The organism is Vibrio sp. ArtGut-C1, from assembly GCF_002105475.1.
GTDB classification, from domain to species: Bacteria; Pseudomonadota; Gammaproteobacteria; order Enterobacterales; family Vibrionaceae; genus Vibrio; species Vibrio diabolicus.
Genome location: NZ_NCTH01000005.1, coordinates 150,790 through 168,455, shown reverse-complemented (window position 1 = coordinate 168,455; position 17,666 = coordinate 150,790). Strand labels below are relative to the sequence as shown.

Genomic DNA, 17,666 nt, shown 5'->3' with positions numbered 1-17,666 from the left:
TTGTCGTTAGTTTTCGGTTTGCACTACAGGTTGACGCGCGGGATGTTTGATAAATACCGCGACAACAGCCGCTATCGCTAATGCAAAGCAGTAGTAAGAATTAGCAACTACTTCAATTGGCGATAGGTTGAATACGGAACCTAGCAGCAACACTTGAGCGCCGTAAGGCAACACGCCTTGCACCACGCATGAGAAAATGTCTAACAAGCTTGCTGAGCGGCGAGGAGAGACATTGTTCTCTTCCGCCAACTGGCGAGCAACGCTGCCCGAGACAATGATGGCTACGGTGTTGTTTGCCGTACAGCCATTGACCATCGACACCAAGCCTGCGATACCTAGCTCGCTCGCGCGGCTGTTGGCATGCTTAGAGTGGTTAGAGCCAAACGCGTGGATAAGGCTGCTAACGAAATTGGTTAGAAAAGCAAGGCCGCCTTGACGACGCATCAGTTCACTCAAACCACCAATTAGCATGGACAACAAGAAGATCTCTTGCATGTTGCCAAAGCCTTTGTATACGTCTTGGGCTAGATTAGTCAGTCCGTAATTGTCAATCGATGCCAAGCTCACGCCGCCAGCCAAAAGGATACCAATCGACAGAACCACAAACACATTCACACCAGATACCGCTAAGATCAAAATAGTGATGTACGGCAAGACTTTCAGCCACTCAATATCGCCAGTTGCAGGCACTTGAGTCGCTGTACTGTTGAAAGCGAACACTGCAATCGCGATCAACGCCGCAGGCAAAGCAATACGAATGTTCTCTTTAAACTTGTCTTTCATCTCACAACCTTGAGAGCGTGTCGCCGCGATGGTGGTGTCAGAGATGATAGAAAGGTTATCACCAAACATAGCGCCGCTCAGCACAACGCCTGCGGTTAACGGTAAGCTCATTCCTGCTGATTCAGCAATCCCCAACGCTACGGGGGCAACGGCTGCGATGGTACCCATCGATGTGCCCATCGCTGTTGCGATAAAAGCAGAAATCAGAAAAATGCCCGGCAAAATCATGCTGGTTGGAATTGCGGATAAACCAAGGTTCACCGTTGCATCAACACCGCCAGAGGCTTTTGCTACCGCAGCAAAGGCACCAGCAAGCAGATAGATCATACACATTGCGATGATGTCTGGGTGGCCAACACCACGCATGAAGTGTTCGATTGAGCGGTTAAGTTTCTCTTTACTTAAAAGAAACGCAATGATGATGGCTGGTAATACCGCGATGGGTGCAGGCAGCTGGTAGAAGGCAAATTCAACGCCTTGCAAAGATAAGTAAGTGCCTACGCCAATAAACAGCGCAAGGAATACAATCAATGGGATCAGTGCGACCGCAGAAGGTGCAACTGTTTTAGTTGTTTGTTGGGAACCGGACATGTAAACGACAATGTTAATAATAAGAGAGAAGAGCAGACTAATATCACATTTACGCATTGTCAACGTCTAGACGTCTAAATGGCTGTTTAAATTTTGCACGTAAAGAAAAAGATAAAAGCTCGTATTACGTATCTCACTGATACCACGAGCTTTAGTTATGCGCTAATGAAGAGACTGTCGTTATTGCATTGATTTGGCTTTTTTGCGTTTAACAATACCTAAAACCATCCACGTAAATAAGACAGCAGCAAATGCCCATACCAGATATTTGTATTCGGTGTACAGGTTGCTCAACACGCTTAAATGTTCAAATGCAAAGTGAGTTAACAAGCTGAATACCAATACCCAAACCGTCGCCGCGAGGGCGTTACCGAGCAAAAACTCTCTACGTGGCATTTTCGCGATACCGCATGCAAGAGGCATAAATTGCTTCATTCCTTCAATAAAGCGACTGACGACCAAGCACGTAGGGCCGTATTTCTGGATAGTCAGTTGAAGTGTTTGCATCTTCGGGCCAGAGATATAGCCTTTTTTATCCAACCAGCCTTCAAAGTAATAACCGATTAGGTAACCACAGGTATTCCCAAAAAAGCAGCTTAGCCACGATACCATCATAACCATACTTAGGTTCATGACTTGTTCTGAAGAGAGCAAAGATGCCGCGATCATCAGCGATTGACCAGGCATCGGTACACCTATCCCTTCTAGAAATATACTGACAATCAGCGCCAAGTAGCCGTATTGCTCGAGCAAAGGCTTCATTGACATGAGAAGTTCGTTAATGTGTTCCAAAAGCTTTCCCCTAATAAAAGCGGAACGAAGTTGGAGTGATACTCCGAATGTCCTACTGGGTCAATTCTTGTTTCTCACCGCTGAGAAAAACTGACATGCCTCTGATTATTGTGCGGAATCAATCTGCTGCTTGTTTTATTCGCCGCCACGCTCCCGTGTGGCGGCGAATAAGGCACACCATTATGACTCTTTAGCTTTAGTAAATGCGCCATACAAATCAAGACGTCGGTGACGTAAGTTGGTTACTGAACCCTCGGTATTAAGTTGCTTCAACTTAGTCAAATCAACATCGGCGAAGATCATCATTTCGGTGTTGGCGCTTGCTTCTGTCAAGGTTGCATCGTGAGGGAAGTAGATATCCGACGGTGAGAATACGGCAGATTGCGCGTACTGGATGTCCACGTTATCAACACGAGGTAAGTTACCAACACTGCCACCAATTGCAACATAGCATTCGTTTTCAATGGCACGAGATTGGGAACAAATTCGTACTCGTTGATAGCCATTTTTTGTGTCCGTCCAGAAAGGAACGAATACAATTTGTGCGCCTTGTTCTGCTAACATTCTTCCCAATTCAGGGAATTCGCTGTCATAACAAATCAGTATGCCGACTTTGCCCGCATCGGTTTCGAACACTTGAACATTGTCACCACCGTCGATCACCCAGTCTCTTTGTTCATGAGGCGTGATGTGGATTTTATATTGAGCGTTAATTTCACCATCTCGTTGCAGCAAGTAGGCCACATTATACAGTTTGCCATCTTCGATAACGGGCATACTGCCTGCAATAATGTTGATGTTGTAGGTGACCGCCATCTGCGAGAAACGGTTTTTGATCTCTTCCGTAAAACTAGCCAAAAAGCGGATTGCTTCAACGGAATTTTTGTCGTTTTGCAAGCCCATCAGCGGTGCGTTAAAGAACTCAGGGAATAGGGCGAAATCGGCTTTATAGTTCGCAAGAGAAGAGATGAAGAACTCAGCCTGATCGAGCAAATCCTCCAGGTCATTCATCGCGCGCATTTGCCACTGTACGACACCAATCCGAATCAGCGTTTTTTCTACATCGTGTACGGATTGAATATCCTCTTCGTAGAAAAAGTTATCCCACTCCAGCAGTGTCGCGTAACCTTTAGAAGCGCTATCCTCTGGCAAGTAGCCGCGCATGATTCGTTTTACATCGAAGTCGTTAGCAAGCTGAAAAGACAAAATAGGGTCATGAAGCTCACGGCGTTTTACTTTGTCGATGTACTCTGCAACGCTCAGTTCATCTGCGTATTGGTGGTAATTAGGAATGCGACCACCGGCTAAAATGGCTTTGAAGTTCTTACTACGGCAAAGCTCTTTACGTGCATCATATAAACGTCGACCTAAACGTAGCCCTCGATAGTCCGGGTGGACAAATACATCGAGACCATACATTGCATCACCGGTTACTTGATTCTGTATGACGTTGTTTTCGGTAATGATGTCGGTATATAGGTGAGGAAGAGAAAAGCGGTTGTAGTCCACTTTAATGGTTAATGCTGCACCGACTATTTTGCCGTTATCTTCAATACAGATTTGGCCATCAGGAAACTGATGAATGAGATCCATAATAGTCAGCCGTGGCCATGAGCCGCCAACATCAGGAAACACTAAGTCCATTAGTTCTGCAAGCTCAGGGTAATCCGTTGGCTCAATGGTACGTAATGAGAGTTTGGGCGAATTGCTGTCCATATCTTTCAATCCATTTATCCTTTTGAAACAGTGTTAATGAGAATGCCACAATTTGAAGCAGACAGATACTGAAGTCTTTGAGTTACCAAAAGCATATCAAGAAAACAATATTAGCTTAGTTTGCTCTTCAACCATTCGTAAAACGCCGCCACTTTCTTAGCCGATAGGCGATAATTTGGGATCATCACGTAATAACCATAACCACTCTGTAAAGATAGGTTAAGAATACGTTGGATATCCCCTCTTAAAATAGAATTCTGCGCCATAAAATCAGGAAGTAAGGCGAGTCCTTTTCCCATTTTGACGGCTTCGTAAGCTAGGTAAAAATGTTCAAAGCCTACAGAGTGATAGGTAACGGTTGATTCTACTGCATGCGCAGCCTTAAATTGCTCCCACAACTGAGGACGAGTGATTTGAGGTATCAGCGGATAGTCGCTAACAGCGTGCACATTCTTGAGTGCAGGAGCGTCAGTACAACCGACCAATAGTAGAATTTCTTCGCATAGTAAGTGGCTGTATTCATAATGCGTGGACAATGGAAGACAACGAATATGCAAGTCGCTTTCACCGCTTGAACCTTTTACGTTCCCATCTCCGGTACAGATTCTTACACGGATATTGGGATGTCGCTGGTGGAAGTCATCAATATGAGGTACCAACCAAAGGCTAGCGAAAGAAGGAGTAACATCCACGGTGAGCAATTCTTGCTTTGAATCTGATTGTATTAAGTTGGCGGTTGCATTCTGAATAAGTTCTAGTGCTTCTGTGACTTGCGGTAGGTAGCGTTTTCCTTCCTCAGTTAACTCAATACCATTCGAGCCTCTTTGTATTAAAGGTAAACCCACTAGTTTTTCAAGCGCGGCAATTTGTTTGCTTACTGCACTTTGTGTAATGCATAGGGCATCCGCCGCTTTAGAGAAGCTGAGGTAATTTGCAACCGCGACAAACGTCCTTAATGCTCGGATAGAAGGGTACTCACTGCCTTTTAACATACTTCAGTCCCATGGAGATAGCCTATTCACAGAGTAGGAGATTTACCTATTGAAGCAAAGAGAGAAAAAGCCGATGTGTGATTACCTTCCTTACTCGTTCATAAAGAACCCAGACCAAAAATTAAGAATCCTAAATATAATGGGTATGTAAATAATTGATGATTGGGGTTTGTTTATTGATTTTCCCTATCTTTTGAAAAAACTACAAATAAAATAGAATGTTTTACATCATTAGTATTTACACAAATCTAATATTGTTTTCTCAAGGTAAATAAAACGGTATAACTTTTATTTTTGTTGTTTTAATTTCAAAATAATGTCAATTTTTTATAAAGTAGAAAATGTTTTTCATTAAATTAAAATTGGCATTGCATTTGCTTTGTATAATTCGAACTTTCAATGGCACTTATATTAGGAGAACGAAATGAAAAGCAATGTTGTTACTTTGATTGGCCTTTTTTCTTTAGCAACGTTTAGTACTTTATCTCACGCAGCGGACTCCAAAGATCATGGTGTTTATGTCGGCGCCAACTATGGTTACTTAAAAGTTGATGGACAAGATGACTTTGATGATGACAGCGATGCTATTCAAGGTTTGGTTGGTTACCGTTTTAACCCTTACTTAGCGTTAGAGGGTGGTTACATTGATTTTGGTAGCTATGGTAATAACCTAGCAAATGCCGAAACGGACGGTTACACCGCAGCACTAAAAGTTACAGCCCCTATTGCTGATCGTGTCGATCTTTACGCAAAAGGCGGTCAAATGTGGTACTCGACGGATTACAACGTTGCGGGCTTCCAAGGCAACAAAGATGACGAAGGTGTATTCGCTGGTGCCGGTGTTGGTTTTAAAGTTACTGATAACTTCTTAGTTAACGCAGAATATATGTGGTACGACGTAGAACTGAATGCAGAGAACGTAGCGAATGGTGCAAACACAAAAACTGATTTTAACCAAGCATCGCTAGGTGTGGAATATAGATTTTAATACTGTTAACAACTCTAAGCCCTAATAAAAAGCGAAGCTAAATGGCTTCGCATTTTTATTTTTTAAGAGATTTAATTATCTGCATAAAATTACTAATGAATAAAATATTTATAAAGTTGGAAGTGTTGATTATTAGTGATCATCTGCTTATTTTTCTATAGGCTATAAAAGAAGCCGTGCACTAATAGAAAGTAACATCGTAAAAGTAGATCGTGTACTGTTGCAACATAAGTACGGATAGCAGATACAAAAAAGGCCACCCGAAGGTGGCCTTTTCCAAACGTTTGGTGGAGCTGGCGGGAGTTGAACCCGCGTCCGAAAACCGTTCATCATTGGTACTACATGCTTAGTCGATCTTTAATTTCGCCACCCACCTGCGAACCGACACGCTAATGAATGACTAGCCTGAATTAAAATTCGCCGTTCATCTCTCAGGCGGGAGAATCCGGGCTAGCGCGTTTGGGTTTGATCCCTCGTTATTCCCCGTCTTACGTGCGGAAGCTAGGGCGAGAGAGCTCTGAGCAGGTTATTAAGCTGCTAGTGCGTAGTTTTCGTCGTTTGCGACTATTTTTTTGCGGTTTGTTAACGAGGCCTACCGCACCTCGGCATGCACCTCAGACTTCTGAATTCCCGTCGAATCCTAAATCAGCCCCAGGTAATATTCGCATAGTAACAGAAAAGCATTGGCTGTCCAGTACTATGCGTTTAAGTGGTCAAGATTAACGCAGTGTACTCTTCATTACGCGTGCTTTCTCTCTTGCCCAGTCTTTTTCTTTTAAATCCGTACGTTTATCGTGCAGCTTTTTACCTTTTGCTACGCCAATTTTTAGTTTCACCCAAGAGCGAGACCAGTACAGAGAGAGCGCCGTTAATGTCATACCTTCACGGTTCACACGTCCGAATAGGTTGTCTAGTTCACGACGACTCATTAGTAGTTTACGCACACGTGTGGGGTTCGCCACAACGTGTGTCGATGCCTGATTTAAAGGAGTGATTGTCATGCCACTCACAAAGGCTTCACCGTCACGCATAAATACGTAACTTTCAGAAATATTGGCTTTACCTTGGCGAAGGGCTTTCACTTCCCAACCTTGGAGCTCCAAGCCAGCTTCGATTTCATCATCGATGAAATACTCGTGGCGAGCTTTTTTATTCAGCGCGATAGTATTGCTACCCGCTTTTTGTTTCGTTTTTTTCTTTGCCATAATAGCGACATTATACGGGTTGGATATCGGATAGGAAATCCTTTTATTTGCGCAATCGTGGAATAAAAGTAAAATTGGCAGGAGCTTTAAATCTGTACATGTATCGATAGGAGTATGTATGAAGCAAGTCAGCCGTTCTGCGCTTGTGTCTTTTAGTGCTGAACAGATGTTCAATCTGGTTAACGATGTTGCTAAATACCCTGAGTTTCTGCCTGGTTGCTCGGGCTCTAGAATCATTGAGTCTTCGGGTAATGGTATGGTGGCTTCTGTCGATGTGGCGAAGGCTGGTATCAGCAAAACGTTTACTACTTCAAATGAGCTGATCCCAGGCCAAGCAATTATGATGAACTTGGTGGATGGTCCGTTTAAGACATTGCGTGGTGGTTGGATTTTTACCGCGCTAGATGAGCAAGCTTGCAAGGTTGAGCTAAAGCTTGAGTTTGAATTCTCAAGTAAAATGATTGAGATGGCCTTCGGTAAGGTTTTTAACGAGCTTACCAGTAACATGGTAAATGCATTCACTAAACGCGCAAAACAGGTCTACGAGTGTTATGAGTATTGAGTCAGATATGATTCACGTAGAGGTTGTCTATGCTCTTCCTCATGAACAGCGTGTATTTAATTTAGTGGTGAATAATCACGCAACGGTAGAAGAGATCATTCGACAATCTGGCGTGTTAGAGTTATACCCTGAAATTGATTTATCTAAGAATAAAGTGGGTGTGTTTAGTCGTAATGTGAAGTTAGATGCGACCGTTCGAGATCGAGATCGAATAGAGATATATCGTCCGTTACTCGCAGACCCGAAAGAGATTCGTCGTAAGCGGGCGGAGCAGGCTAAAGCCGAGGGGAATGCAGACCCAGTCACCGGTGGTAAGCCTAGCTCTGTACGTAAGAATAAGTAGACTTGATATCAATCCCAATGGATGGCGTCATTGATTCAAAGTGTGATTGCGCGATATCTAGATAATAAAAAACCTCTCATGTGAGAGGTTTTTTGCAAAAGTCGTTTACTGAATCTGCTCGTAAAAAGCGTCACTTTTTGGGAAGTCACCACTGATATCTGCGAGTGTGCCTTGATCGTTAAAGTTAACGATCAGGTCTTTTTGCACTGGATCACCGTGACCAGGAGTATGGTGATAAATGTAGTACCAAGTGTTTGGGTAGCCGTTTTCAATAAGCATTGGCGACCCTAGTACGAAGCGAACCTGTGCTTTAGTCATCCCAAACTTTAATTTATCTACCGCACTTTGTTCTACATAGTTGCCTTGGTTGATATCAATGCGATAAACCAGTTTTTCCAATACCGAACATCCTGTCAGCAATGTCATTGCTAATGGTACGGCAACTAACCACTTCTTTAATTGCATAATAATTTCTTAGTAACCTTTAAAATACTGCGCTGATAATAAACAAGCTCGACGCAGATGTAAAAAGCTATGCGTCGTATGATAGGAAATCTGACAACGAATTTTGAGTTGAGTTGCATTTATTGATTCTCTCACATGTATGTTTATGTCGATGAGCGATTTTCTATCCAGTTTAAGCGGTAACTAATGACAAATAGCCAAGTTATTGAGCTATGGGGTGGCACTGACCATTATTTCGAAAGGGAATCAGAACCCAAGCACTTTGATATGGTGATGGGGGAGGTAGAGTCACGGAGTAGTGTTCGTGACTCTATCTTTGAAAGAGCATGGCTAAGCGGCGATGAGGAGCTCTTTGGCGTTTGCAAGGGTAGAATCTGTAATTTGGCTACCTCCAAGTAGGCGAGCTAATTCTGCCACACGTTGTTGTTCATCTAATGCGTGCATTTGTGTTTCGGTTTGGCCAGCTTTTGTTTGTTTAGCCACGAACATTTGTTGATGGCCACAACCTGCAACTTGAGGGAGGTGAGTGACACACAATACCTGAGTAGACTCGCCAAGCTTGCGTAGCATTTTGCCGACTACAGCTGCTGTTGGACCACTAATACCGACATCCACCTCATCGAAGATCAAGCTTGGTGTATCCACTTTCTGAGCGGTAATCACTTGGATAGCTAATGAGATGCGTGATAGCTCACCGCCTGACGCAACTTTTGCTATAGGTTGCAATGGCTGTCCTGGGTTGGTCGATACTAAGAAGCACACACTGTCCATGCCAAGTGGTGATGGGTGCGTGTTTTCATTGCTGACTTCGATATTGAATATCGCTTTTTCCATGCTCAATTCGTGCATGCTTTGCGTGATCAGCTTATTCAGCTCTTTAGCGTAACGGCTGCGTGATTTGTGTAGTTTTTCTGCTTGGTTTAGGAAGCTTTGGTACTTTTGTTCCACTTCTTGCGCGAGTTCATCTAAACGTTCATCAGAGCAATCTAACGCTTCTACTTGGGCCAGAAGATCTTGGTGATGTTGGTATAGTTCTTCTGGCATCACGTGGTGTTTGCGAGCAACAGACATCACTTTAGAAAAACGTTCTTCTACATAAGCCATACGAACAGGATCCACATCTATGCCATCTAGATAACTGCGTAATTCGTTCTTCGTTTCTTCCAGTTGAATCATCGCTTCTGACAACATGTTGGGTAGCTCAGATAGCTTTTCATCTAACTCAGCTAGTTGAATTAGGGAGTGATTGGCCGATTGCAAAATACCAAGCGCATTGACTTCTTCACCTTCGTAAATAAGTTCGATGGCTTGCTGACAGGTAGTGGCGAGTTCACCACTATTGGATAGTCGTTTGTGCTCTTGCTCGAGCTCTGCAAATTCTTCTTCACCTAGCGATAACTCATTTAGTTCTTTGATTTGGTATTCAAGCAATTGTTTTTGCGCCTGGTTTTGCTGGCTATTTTCTTTTAGTTGCTTGAGGTTATTGTCTGCCTGACGCCAATGCTGGTAAGCACTTCGTGTGCTTTTTAGTAGGTTTAGATGACCTGCATATTGGTCGAGCATAGCCATTTGGTGTTCGCTTTTCATCAATTGGTGATGAGCGTGTTGCCCATGGATATTGATCAGCAGTTGCCCTAGAGATTTGAGTTGTGATAGTGGGACAGGACTGCCATTAATGAAGGCTCTTGAGCGACCTTCTTTTGTGACGATGCGACGCAAAATACATTCACTGCCATCAAGCAGATCGTTATCTTCTAGCCAACGCGTTGCATGTAGGTTGTTGTCCAGTAAAAAAGCGGCACTAACTTCGGTTTTTTCTTCACCTTGTCGAACCATGCCAGCTTCGGCTCGTCCGCCTAAGCAGAGCCCAAGTGCATCGATAGCAATGGATTTACCCGCGCCTGTTTCACCTGTGATGGTGGTCATGCCCTTAGACAGCTCGAGTTGTAAAGACTTAACAATCGCAAAATTATTAACACTTAGATGAGCCAGCATTTTTATTTACCTGTATAACTGAACAATACTGTATAAGAGAACAGTATATACTGTTTCTTTATACAGTAAAGACAGGTGAGAAAAAATTTCTGTGTGGGGTGCTTTTTTGTGATGAAGTGGGAAAAATGAGCCGAAGTGATTACAACGACTCATTAAAATTGAACAGGTTACGGACGAGTTGGGTTAATCGTGAGCGGCTCTAATGTGACTACTGCATTCACACCAGCACCTGGATGATCCACGTATGATGTGTCTTGCATTAGTGTGTAGTAAACGTCGACGAAGTCATCATCATTCGTTAGGACGCCGTCAGGGATCGTGTCGATGATCTTATTCGTGATTTGCGGAATAATCGCGTAAGCCTGAACTTCTGGATCTGGAATCGCTTTCAGCACTTCTCCAGCAACTTGAACGAGGAGTTTTGCCAACTGTTTATAGTCTGTACCATCATCTTGTTCCATGAGCACGATGTCTGCAGCGCCCCAGCGGTAACGAGACCAGTGAATAATGATCTGATTCGGGTAGTAATCTTGGTTATCGTAGTCTAAGTATGGAAGCTCCACTAAATCGAGAGTCGGTTCATCACGACTTGGATTGACGCCCGTTACGATAGCGTAGATTTCTGCCTTGCCAGAGATCCAAGGTTCTTTGTCATCGGCGAGACGGATCTTTTTCAACTGCGTTGTTTGAATTGGAGCCGCTTCGCCCACTGTGCTACTTGACAATAGCGGTGCATTTTGGCGTTGTTCATCAGCAACGTATGGTTGAACTAAAGCTGGCTGACCGAGTTTTTTCATCTCAGCTTGCATAGCTTGCAAGCCTGCTTTTAGCTCAGCAGAGCTGTTGTTATCAACAACGAGTACAGGTACATCTGGGAGTTGGTAAACATCGAGTTGATGGATGTTGCCATACACATCAAATGCTTCGATATATTGCCAATTCTCATCATCACCACTTGGTTCAAATGCAAATAATGGCTCGACCTCGCCACTTTGCCATGCTGTTATCATGCTCTCATTCGCTAAACGAACTTCCAGCAACTGATCTGAGTATTCAGAAATACCTTTCCAGCTACGAATTTGAGTGTCAGCTTGTACAAGCTGATGGCTAAACTCGGAGTTGGGGTTTTGTTGAACAAATGCTGATACAGAGACGCTAGTCTGTTGTGGAGTAATATCTCTTCTCAACATGGGTTCAATGGCAGCATAGTTCTCACTCAATTGTTGAGCGAGGGCACGCTTCGTCTTAGTGATATCTTCCGCTTTTGCGTTGGATATACTGTTGACTTGCGTTTCCTCTGATTGGCAGCCAATAAGTGCTAATGTACTGAGAACAGACAGAATGATGGTTTTCTTCATAATATGTCCTTTATTGATTTTATGAAATAGAGTTAATACTCTATTCATGGTGAGAATATCACCGGACATAGATCATTGAATTTGCTTTTCTATCTTTTGTGTAAACTTTGCCCACAGGATCAAAATTTATAAACTTCTCTTTAATGACAGCAAATATCGTGTCGCCTCACTACTTTGTGTCTATTTCTTGTCTAAGAAAGCCAAAAGCCAGTGGCAATTAAGCTGCTGGCTTTTTTATTGAAGTCATTTCCCTGAGTAACAAGTGTTTAGAACAATTTACTAGACCAACCAAGCTTGTTACGTAAAACGTGATAGTAGCTGTAGTCTTTGGGATGGATGAGTTTGAGCACATTTGGACTTTGATAGATGTGGATTTCGTCTCCTGGAGAAACAGGGAGAGACACTTGTCCATCACAGCTAACTTCTTGTGTTCCTCGGTTCTCTGGTGACACCACCAATTTAATTCGACGCTTTCCATCAACCACCAAAGGTCGACTCGACAAGGTATGAGGGAACATTGGCACGAGTGAAATGGCATTCAAGCTCGGCGAAAGAATGGGACCGCCGCCAGAAAGCGAATATGCGGTCGAGCCCGTTGGTGTGGAGACAATCAAACCATCGGCTCGTAAAGAGAAGGCGAAGCTTTCATCGATGTACACTTCAAATTCAATCATATGGGCAATTTGCCCTGGGTGAAGTACAGCTTCATTTAGCGCAGCGTTGTGGCTTTTAATTTGCCCGTGACGGTGTACTTCCGCTTCTAAGAGAAAGCGCTCTTCTTCAATATACCCACCGTCGAGTACCGCTTGCAGAGACGCTTGGAACTCGTCTGGGTTTAAGTCAGTTAAGAAGCCCAGGTTTCCACGGTTCACCCCTATGACTGGAACATCAAATCGGGATAAAATTCTTGCCGCGCCTAGCATGTTGCCATCCCCACCAACCACAATGGCTAGATCGGCATTTTTTCCCAGTTCAACTAAACTGGCAAATTGACTTTGCGGGATATCATCCAGTATTGCGGCAAGGCGATCGTCAATAAATACTTTATAGCCTTCAGAGGTCAGCCATTGGTACAACTCTTTATGAGTTTGAATTGCTTGTTGATCTCTTGGTTTTCCGATAATCGCGATCACGTTACATGGATTTTTCATAGCATTTCCGCATTAAAGAGGCTTGAATCAGGAATCTTCATCCCCATAATAATGGCAAGTCACCTAAATATGCGAATTTTTATGTGGTTAAAGCCCGCAAAAACGCGCATGGCTTTAAGGGCATTATGTTGAATTCTGGAGATATCATGAGCAACGAAGAAAACAAAGTTACAGAAGAAGAGCTTGATCAAATCATCGAAGAGGCTGAAAAAGTAGAAGCTGAAGCACAAGAAGTTGAAGCTGAGCTTGAAGAAATTGGTGATGAGACAGACGCTAAGATTGCTCAACTAGAAGCGGCACTATTGTCTAGCGAGGCAAAAGTAAAAGAGCAGCAAGATGCGGTGTTGCGTTCTAAAGCTGAAGTAGAAAACATGCGTCGTCGTACCGAGCAAGAAATCGATAAAGCACGTAAGTTTGCGTTGAACAAGTTTGCCGAAGAGTTGCTTCCTGTTATTGATAACCTAGAGCGTGCAATTCAAGCGGCAGATACAGAGAATGAAACGGTTAAGCCGTTCCTAGAAGGTGTTGAGTTAACACACAAAACGTTTGTCGACGTTGTGGCGAAATTTGGCTTGAAAGCAATCAACCCTGAAGGTGAAGCATTTAACCCAGAGTTCCATCAAGCGATGTCGATTCAGGAAAGCCCTGATCATGAATCAAACACAGTTATGTTTGTTATGCAAAAAGGCTACGAACTAAACGGCCGTGTGATTCGTCCGGCAATGGTAATGGTTGCTAAATAACCTTAACTGCCTGTTTTCAAATATAAAGCGCCCATCATTTTTTGATGGGCGCTTTTTTGTTTTAAACGTAAGTTGTTGTAATGAGCTTCATTGTATATCGATAAAATGGAAGTTTGATCCCCTTCATGTTTTTTCTTATTGGTTAATTATTTTCCTATAGGAGATTTCTTCTCATTTCACTGCGTGTTTATGAACGAAGAGGGCTATAAGTAATTGTAATCATTCGTTGTGTGAATGTTTGTCCTGCATAGGAATGTAAAGATAGTCATTTTTTCTACAACAATTCCGTTAACAAAAATGTAAATTATCACTTTATTTTGTAACCTTCGTGTGTATGATTTGCGACTAATGCTTTAAAAGTAAGCATATATAACTACAAAGATGTAAATAGCAAACACAACATATCGGAGATTTATAATGGATAAATCGCTTTCTAGTAAGATTTTTATAGGCTTGTTTGCCGGCCTTGTGCTCGGAACAGCAATTCAGTACTTATTTAGCGGTATTGCGATTTTTGATACATACCTACTTGGAGCAGCAGAAGGCGTTGGCGGCATGTTTGTCTCGCTGATCAAATTGCTTGTTGTTCCTTTAGTTTACGTTTCAATCGTATGCGGCATTGTTGACTTGAAAGACATCAGTGCATTTGGTCGTCTTGGTGGAAAAACTTTTACCCTCTACATTCTTAACACCATCATTGCGATTACGGCGGCTTTGACTGTTGGTTTGATTTTCCAGCCAGGAGCGGGTGCTAATCTGGCAGGAACGGTATCTGAGGCCGTACAGCTGACGACGACAGAAACGCCGGACATTTTCTCTCTAGTTGTTAACATTGTTCCTAGCAACCCAGTACAAGCGTTTGCTAACGGAGACATGCTGCAAATCATCTTCATGGCAATTCTGACAGGTCTTGCAATTCAAGCTTTGGATTCTCGTGGTGGTCCTGCCATCCGCACGTTCAAAATGGCAAATGAAATCATGATGAAACTGGTTGGGTTAGTGATGAGTCTTGCGCCATATGGTGTGTTCGCGCTAATGATTCAATTGGGTGCAACACTAAACGCCAATACATTGATGTCTGTGGCTGGTTATGTGGCCTTGGTGGTTGCGATGTTGGTGTTCTGGATCTTCTTCTTCTATCCAATGGCAGTAAGTCTTGCGACAGGGACCTCTCCAAAGACTTTCCTACGTGCAACTCGTGAGCAGATTCTGTTCTCTCTATCTACCGCGAGCTCAAACGCGACTATCCCGGTAACGATGCGTACACTGACAGAAAAGCTTCAGGTCTCTAAATCGGTTGCTGGCTTCGGTGTACCACTGGGCGCAACGATGAACATGTCTGGTGTGTCTATCTATATTGCTCTAGCAACGATGTTTGTTGCGAACGCTTTTGGCCAGCCAATTAACACCGCAGACATCTTCACGCTTGGTTTAACTATTCTTCTATTATCTATTGGTGCTGGTGGCGTTCCTGGAGGCGGCGTGGTAATGGTAGGCGTTTTGCTTCACCAACTAGGCTTACCACCTGAAGGCTTGGCAATTATTGCTGCGGTTGACCGTATTAATGACATGTTCTGTACGTCTTCAAACGTTGTGGGCGACACGGCGGTAAACACCATTGTTGCAAAAACAGAAGGTGAGATTGGTAAAGAAGAAGGCGTTGACGCTGAGCCTGCTCAAGCGAACGCCTAATACCTTGAATAATTTATTTTAACCCTAATATTGAAGCGAGCTCTTATGAGCTCGTTTTTTTTGTTTAGGAAGAGTCGGGCATAAATACATTTACCTGAGAAATGGTGTTTTGTTGCGCTACAGCAGTGTGACGAGTTCCCAACTAATCAGAAAGAAACACATAAATTTCGAAAAAAGACGCTTTTTTTTAATTCTGCCCTTGAAAAGCATTTTGCCGCCCTTATCTATGTGGCATAGAGAAGCAAACATTGATTATTTTTGTTTGTGAGCAAGGGTTGAAACCCGATTCTCCTCCCCCCACATTGGGGTTATAACCAAACGAAAATAGAATTTATTCGGAGATAGCCAGATGGGTAAAATCATTGGTATTGACTTAGGTACTACTAACTCATGTGTTGCTGTATTAGACGGCGACAAACCACGTGTAATTGAAAACGCAGAGGGCGAACGTACTACTGCATCGGTTATTGCTTACACTGACGGTGAGACGCTAGTAGGTCAACCAGCGAAACGTCAAGCAGTAACTAACCCAGAAAACACGCTATTTGCAATTAAGCGTCTAATCGGTCGTCGTTTTGAAGACGAAGAAGTTCAGCGTGACATCCAAATCATGCCTTACAAAATTGTTAAGGCTGACAACGGTGACGCTTGGGTAGAAGCAAAAGGCCAAAAAATGGCGGCTCCTCAGGTTTCTGCTGAAGTTCTTAAGAAAATGAAGAAAACTGCTGAAGATTTCCTTGGTGAGGAAGTTACTGGCGCAGTTATCACAGTACCTGCTTACTTTAACGATGCTCAGCGTCAAGCTACAAAAGATGCTGGTCGTATCGCAGGTCTAGAAGTTAAACGTATCATCAACGAACCAACAGCAGCAGCGCTAGCTTACGGTCTTGATAAGAAAGGCGGCGATCGCACTATCGCGGTATACGACCTTGGTGGTGGTACATTCGATATCTCTATCATCGAAATCGATGAAGTTGAAGGTGAGAAAACATTCGAAGTTCTAGCGACTAACGGTGATACTCACCTTGGTGGTGAAGACTTTGATAACCGCCTAATCAACTACTTAGTAGACGAGTTTAAGAAAGAGCAAGGTATCGATCTTAAGAACGATCCACTAGCAATGCAGCGTGTTAAAGAAGCAGCAGAAAAAGCGAAAATCGAGCTTTCTTCTACTTCTCAAACTGACGTAAACCTACCTTACGTTACTGCAGATGCAACTGGTCCTAAGCACATGAACATTAAAGTGACTCGTGCAAAACTAGAATCTCTAGTTGAAGACCTAGTGCAACGCTCTCTTGAGCCACTAAAAGTAGCTCTAGCTGACGCTGATCTATCAGTAAACGACATCACTGACGTAATCCTAGTTGGTGGTCAGACTCGTATGCCAATGGTTCAAGCGAAAGTTGCTGAGTTCTTTGGTAAAGAAGCGCGCCGTGACGTAAACCCTGACGAAGCAGTAGCAATGGGTGCTGCAGTTCAAGGTGGTGTACTTGCTGGTGACGTTAAAGACGTACTACTACTAGACGTAACTCCACTGTCTCTAGGTATCGAGACAATGGGTGGCGTAATGACTAAGTTAGTTGAGAAGAACACAACTATCCCAACTAAAGCGAACCAAGTTTTCTCTACAGCGGAAGACAACCAGAGCGCGGTTACTATCCACGTTCTACAAGGTGAGCGTAAGCAAGCGATGTACAACAAGTCTCTAGGTCAATTCAACCTAGAAGGCATCCAGCCTGCACCACGTGGTATGCCACAAATCGAGGTTACTTTTGACCTTGATGCGGACGGTATCCTACACGTGTCAGCGAAAGACAAGCAGACTGGTAAAGAGCAGAAGATCACTATCCAAGCTTCTGGCGGTCTAAGCGATGAAGACATCGAGAAAATGGTTCAAGAAGCAGAAGCTAACAAAGAAGCGGACAAAAAGTTCGAAGAGCTAGCGACTGCACGTAACCAAGCTGACCAAATGATTCACGGTACTCGTAAGCAAGTAGAAGAAGCTGGTGAAGCACTACCTGCAGAAGAGAAAGAGAAGATTGAAGCAGCAATTTCTGAGCTAGAAACAGCGCGCAAAGGCGAAGACAAAGAAGCTATCGATGCTAAAGTTCAAGCACTAATGACCGCTTCTCAAAAACTGATGGAAATCGCTCAACAACAAGCTCAAGCGCAGCAAGCACAAGGTGCTGACGCCGATGCACAGTCTAAAGAAGACGACGTTGTAGATGCTGAGTTCGAAGAAGTTAAAGACGACAAGAAATAATATTTCTTAACCAGATGGCTGCAAAGC

At 43.4% G+C, this 17,666-nt stretch carries 15 protein-coding genes and 1 other RNA gene; 6 read left to right on the top strand and 10 right to left on the bottom strand.

The genetic code is table 11. The features are described 5' to 3' along the window. Nucleotides 1-6: 6 nt before the first annotated feature. The 4 genes from B7360_RS06540 to B7360_RS06525 form a co-directional block, all read right to left on the bottom strand. Nucleotides 7-1,374 (bottom strand): Na+/H+ antiporter NhaC family protein, encoded by a 1,368-nt coding sequence (locus B7360_RS06540; protein WP_085343064.1) that lies wholly within the window; start codon nt 1,372-1,374, stop codon nt 7-9. 180 nt (nt 1,375-1,554) lie between these two features. Beyond that, on the bottom strand, nt 1,555-2,142 hold the full coding sequence (locus tag B7360_RS06535) for a DedA family protein (RefSeq protein ID WP_005391489.1): 588 nt from the start codon (nt 2,140-2,142) through the stop codon (nt 1,555-1,557). Between the two features lie 204 nt (nt 2,143-2,346). Continuing rightward, complete coding sequence (locus B7360_RS06530; protein ID WP_005391488.1) at nt 2,347-3,882, bottom strand: bifunctional GNAT family N-acetyltransferase/carbon-nitrogen hydrolase family protein; 1,536 nt, start codon at nt 3,880-3,882, stop codon at nt 2,347-2,349. Between the two features lie 110 nt (nt 3,883-3,992). Further along, the gene (locus B7360_RS06525) at nt 3,993-4,874 is read right to left on the bottom strand and encodes a LysR family transcriptional regulator (protein ID WP_085343013.1); all 882 of its coding nucleotides are present in this window, start codon (nt 4,872-4,874) and stop codon (nt 3,993-3,995) included. A gap of 424 nt (nt 4,875-5,298) precedes the next feature. Here B7360_RS06525 and B7360_RS06520 point away from each other — a divergent pair, with 424 nt between their 5' ends. Continuing rightward, nucleotides 5,299-5,862, top strand: a complete 564-nt coding sequence (locus B7360_RS06520; protein ID WP_005391484.1) for a porin family protein — start codon at nt 5,299-5,301, stop codon at nt 5,860-5,862. Between the two features lie 285 nt (nt 5,863-6,147). Here B7360_RS06520 and ssrA read toward each other — a convergent pair. Together ssrA and smpB are read right to left on the bottom strand one after the other, a co-directional pair. Beyond that, nucleotides 6,148-6,515, bottom strand: a transfer-messenger RNA (tmRNA) gene (gene ssrA, locus B7360_RS06515). Between the two features lie 66 nt (nt 6,516-6,581). Then, the gene (smpB, locus tag B7360_RS06510) at nt 6,582-7,067 is read right to left on the bottom strand and encodes an SsrA-binding protein SmpB (protein ID WP_005391476.1); all 486 of its coding nucleotides are present in this window, start codon (nt 7,065-7,067) and stop codon (nt 6,582-6,584) included. Between the two features lie 118 nt (nt 7,068-7,185). Between smpB and B7360_RS06505 the strand changes: the two genes are divergently transcribed. Further along, complete coding sequence (locus B7360_RS06505) at nt 7,186-7,629, top strand: SRPBCC family protein (RefSeq protein WP_005391473.1); 444 nt, start codon at nt 7,186-7,188, stop codon at nt 7,627-7,629. Further along, nucleotides 7,619-7,972: an RnfH family protein gene (locus tag B7360_RS06500; RefSeq protein ID WP_005391471.1), complete on the top strand. Its 354-nt coding sequence runs from the start codon at nt 7,619-7,621 to the stop codon at nt 7,970-7,972. Before B7360_RS06505 ends, B7360_RS06500 begins: the two co-directional genes overlap by 11 nt. 105 nt (nt 7,973-8,077) lie before the next feature. Here the strand turns inward: B7360_RS06500 and bamE are convergent, their stop codons facing one another. The 4 genes from bamE to nadK form a co-directional block, all read right to left on the bottom strand. After that, nucleotides 8,078-8,437, bottom strand: a complete 360-nt coding sequence (bamE, locus tag B7360_RS06495) for an outer membrane protein assembly factor BamE (protein WP_005391468.1) — start codon at nt 8,435-8,437, stop codon at nt 8,078-8,080. Nucleotides 8,438-8,767: 330 nt separating this feature from the next. Beyond that, nucleotides 8,768-10,432 (bottom strand): DNA repair protein RecN, encoded by a 1,665-nt coding sequence (recN, locus tag B7360_RS06490; RefSeq protein ID WP_085343011.1) that lies wholly within the window; start codon nt 10,430-10,432, stop codon nt 8,768-8,770. 167 nt (nt 10,433-10,599) lie between these two features. Next, on the bottom strand, nt 10,600-11,790 hold the full coding sequence (locus B7360_RS06485; RefSeq protein ID WP_085343010.1) for a DUF3103 domain-containing protein: 1,191 nt from the start codon (nt 11,788-11,790) through the stop codon (nt 10,600-10,602). Between the two features lie 266 nt (nt 11,791-12,056). Next, nucleotides 12,057-12,941 (bottom strand): NAD(+) kinase, encoded by an 885-nt coding sequence (gene nadK, locus B7360_RS06480; protein WP_085343008.1) that lies wholly within the window; start codon nt 12,939-12,941, stop codon nt 12,057-12,059. A 146-nt stretch (nt 12,942-13,087) separates the two neighbouring features. Here nadK and grpE point away from each other — a divergent pair, with 146 nt between their 5' ends. The 3 genes from grpE (at nt 13,088) to dnaK (ending at nt 17,639) form a co-directional block, all read left to right on the top strand. Then, nucleotides 13,088-13,684 carry a nucleotide exchange factor GrpE gene (gene grpE, locus B7360_RS06475; protein ID WP_012842091.1) on the top strand — a complete coding sequence of 199 codons (597 nt, stop codon included), beginning with the start codon at nt 13,088-13,090 and terminating at the stop codon, nt 13,682-13,684. A gap of 417 nt (nt 13,685-14,101) precedes the next feature. Then, nucleotides 14,102-15,376 (top strand): dicarboxylate/amino acid:cation symporter, encoded by a 1,275-nt coding sequence (locus B7360_RS06470; protein WP_012842090.1) that lies wholly within the window; start codon nt 14,102-14,104, stop codon nt 15,374-15,376. A 349-nt stretch (nt 15,377-15,725) separates the two neighbouring features. Next, nucleotides 15,726-17,639: a molecular chaperone DnaK gene (gene dnaK / locus B7360_RS06465; protein WP_005391455.1), complete on the top strand. Its 1,914-nt coding sequence runs from the start codon at nt 15,726-15,728 to the stop codon at nt 17,637-17,639. Nucleotides 17,640-17,666 lie beyond the last annotated feature (27 nt).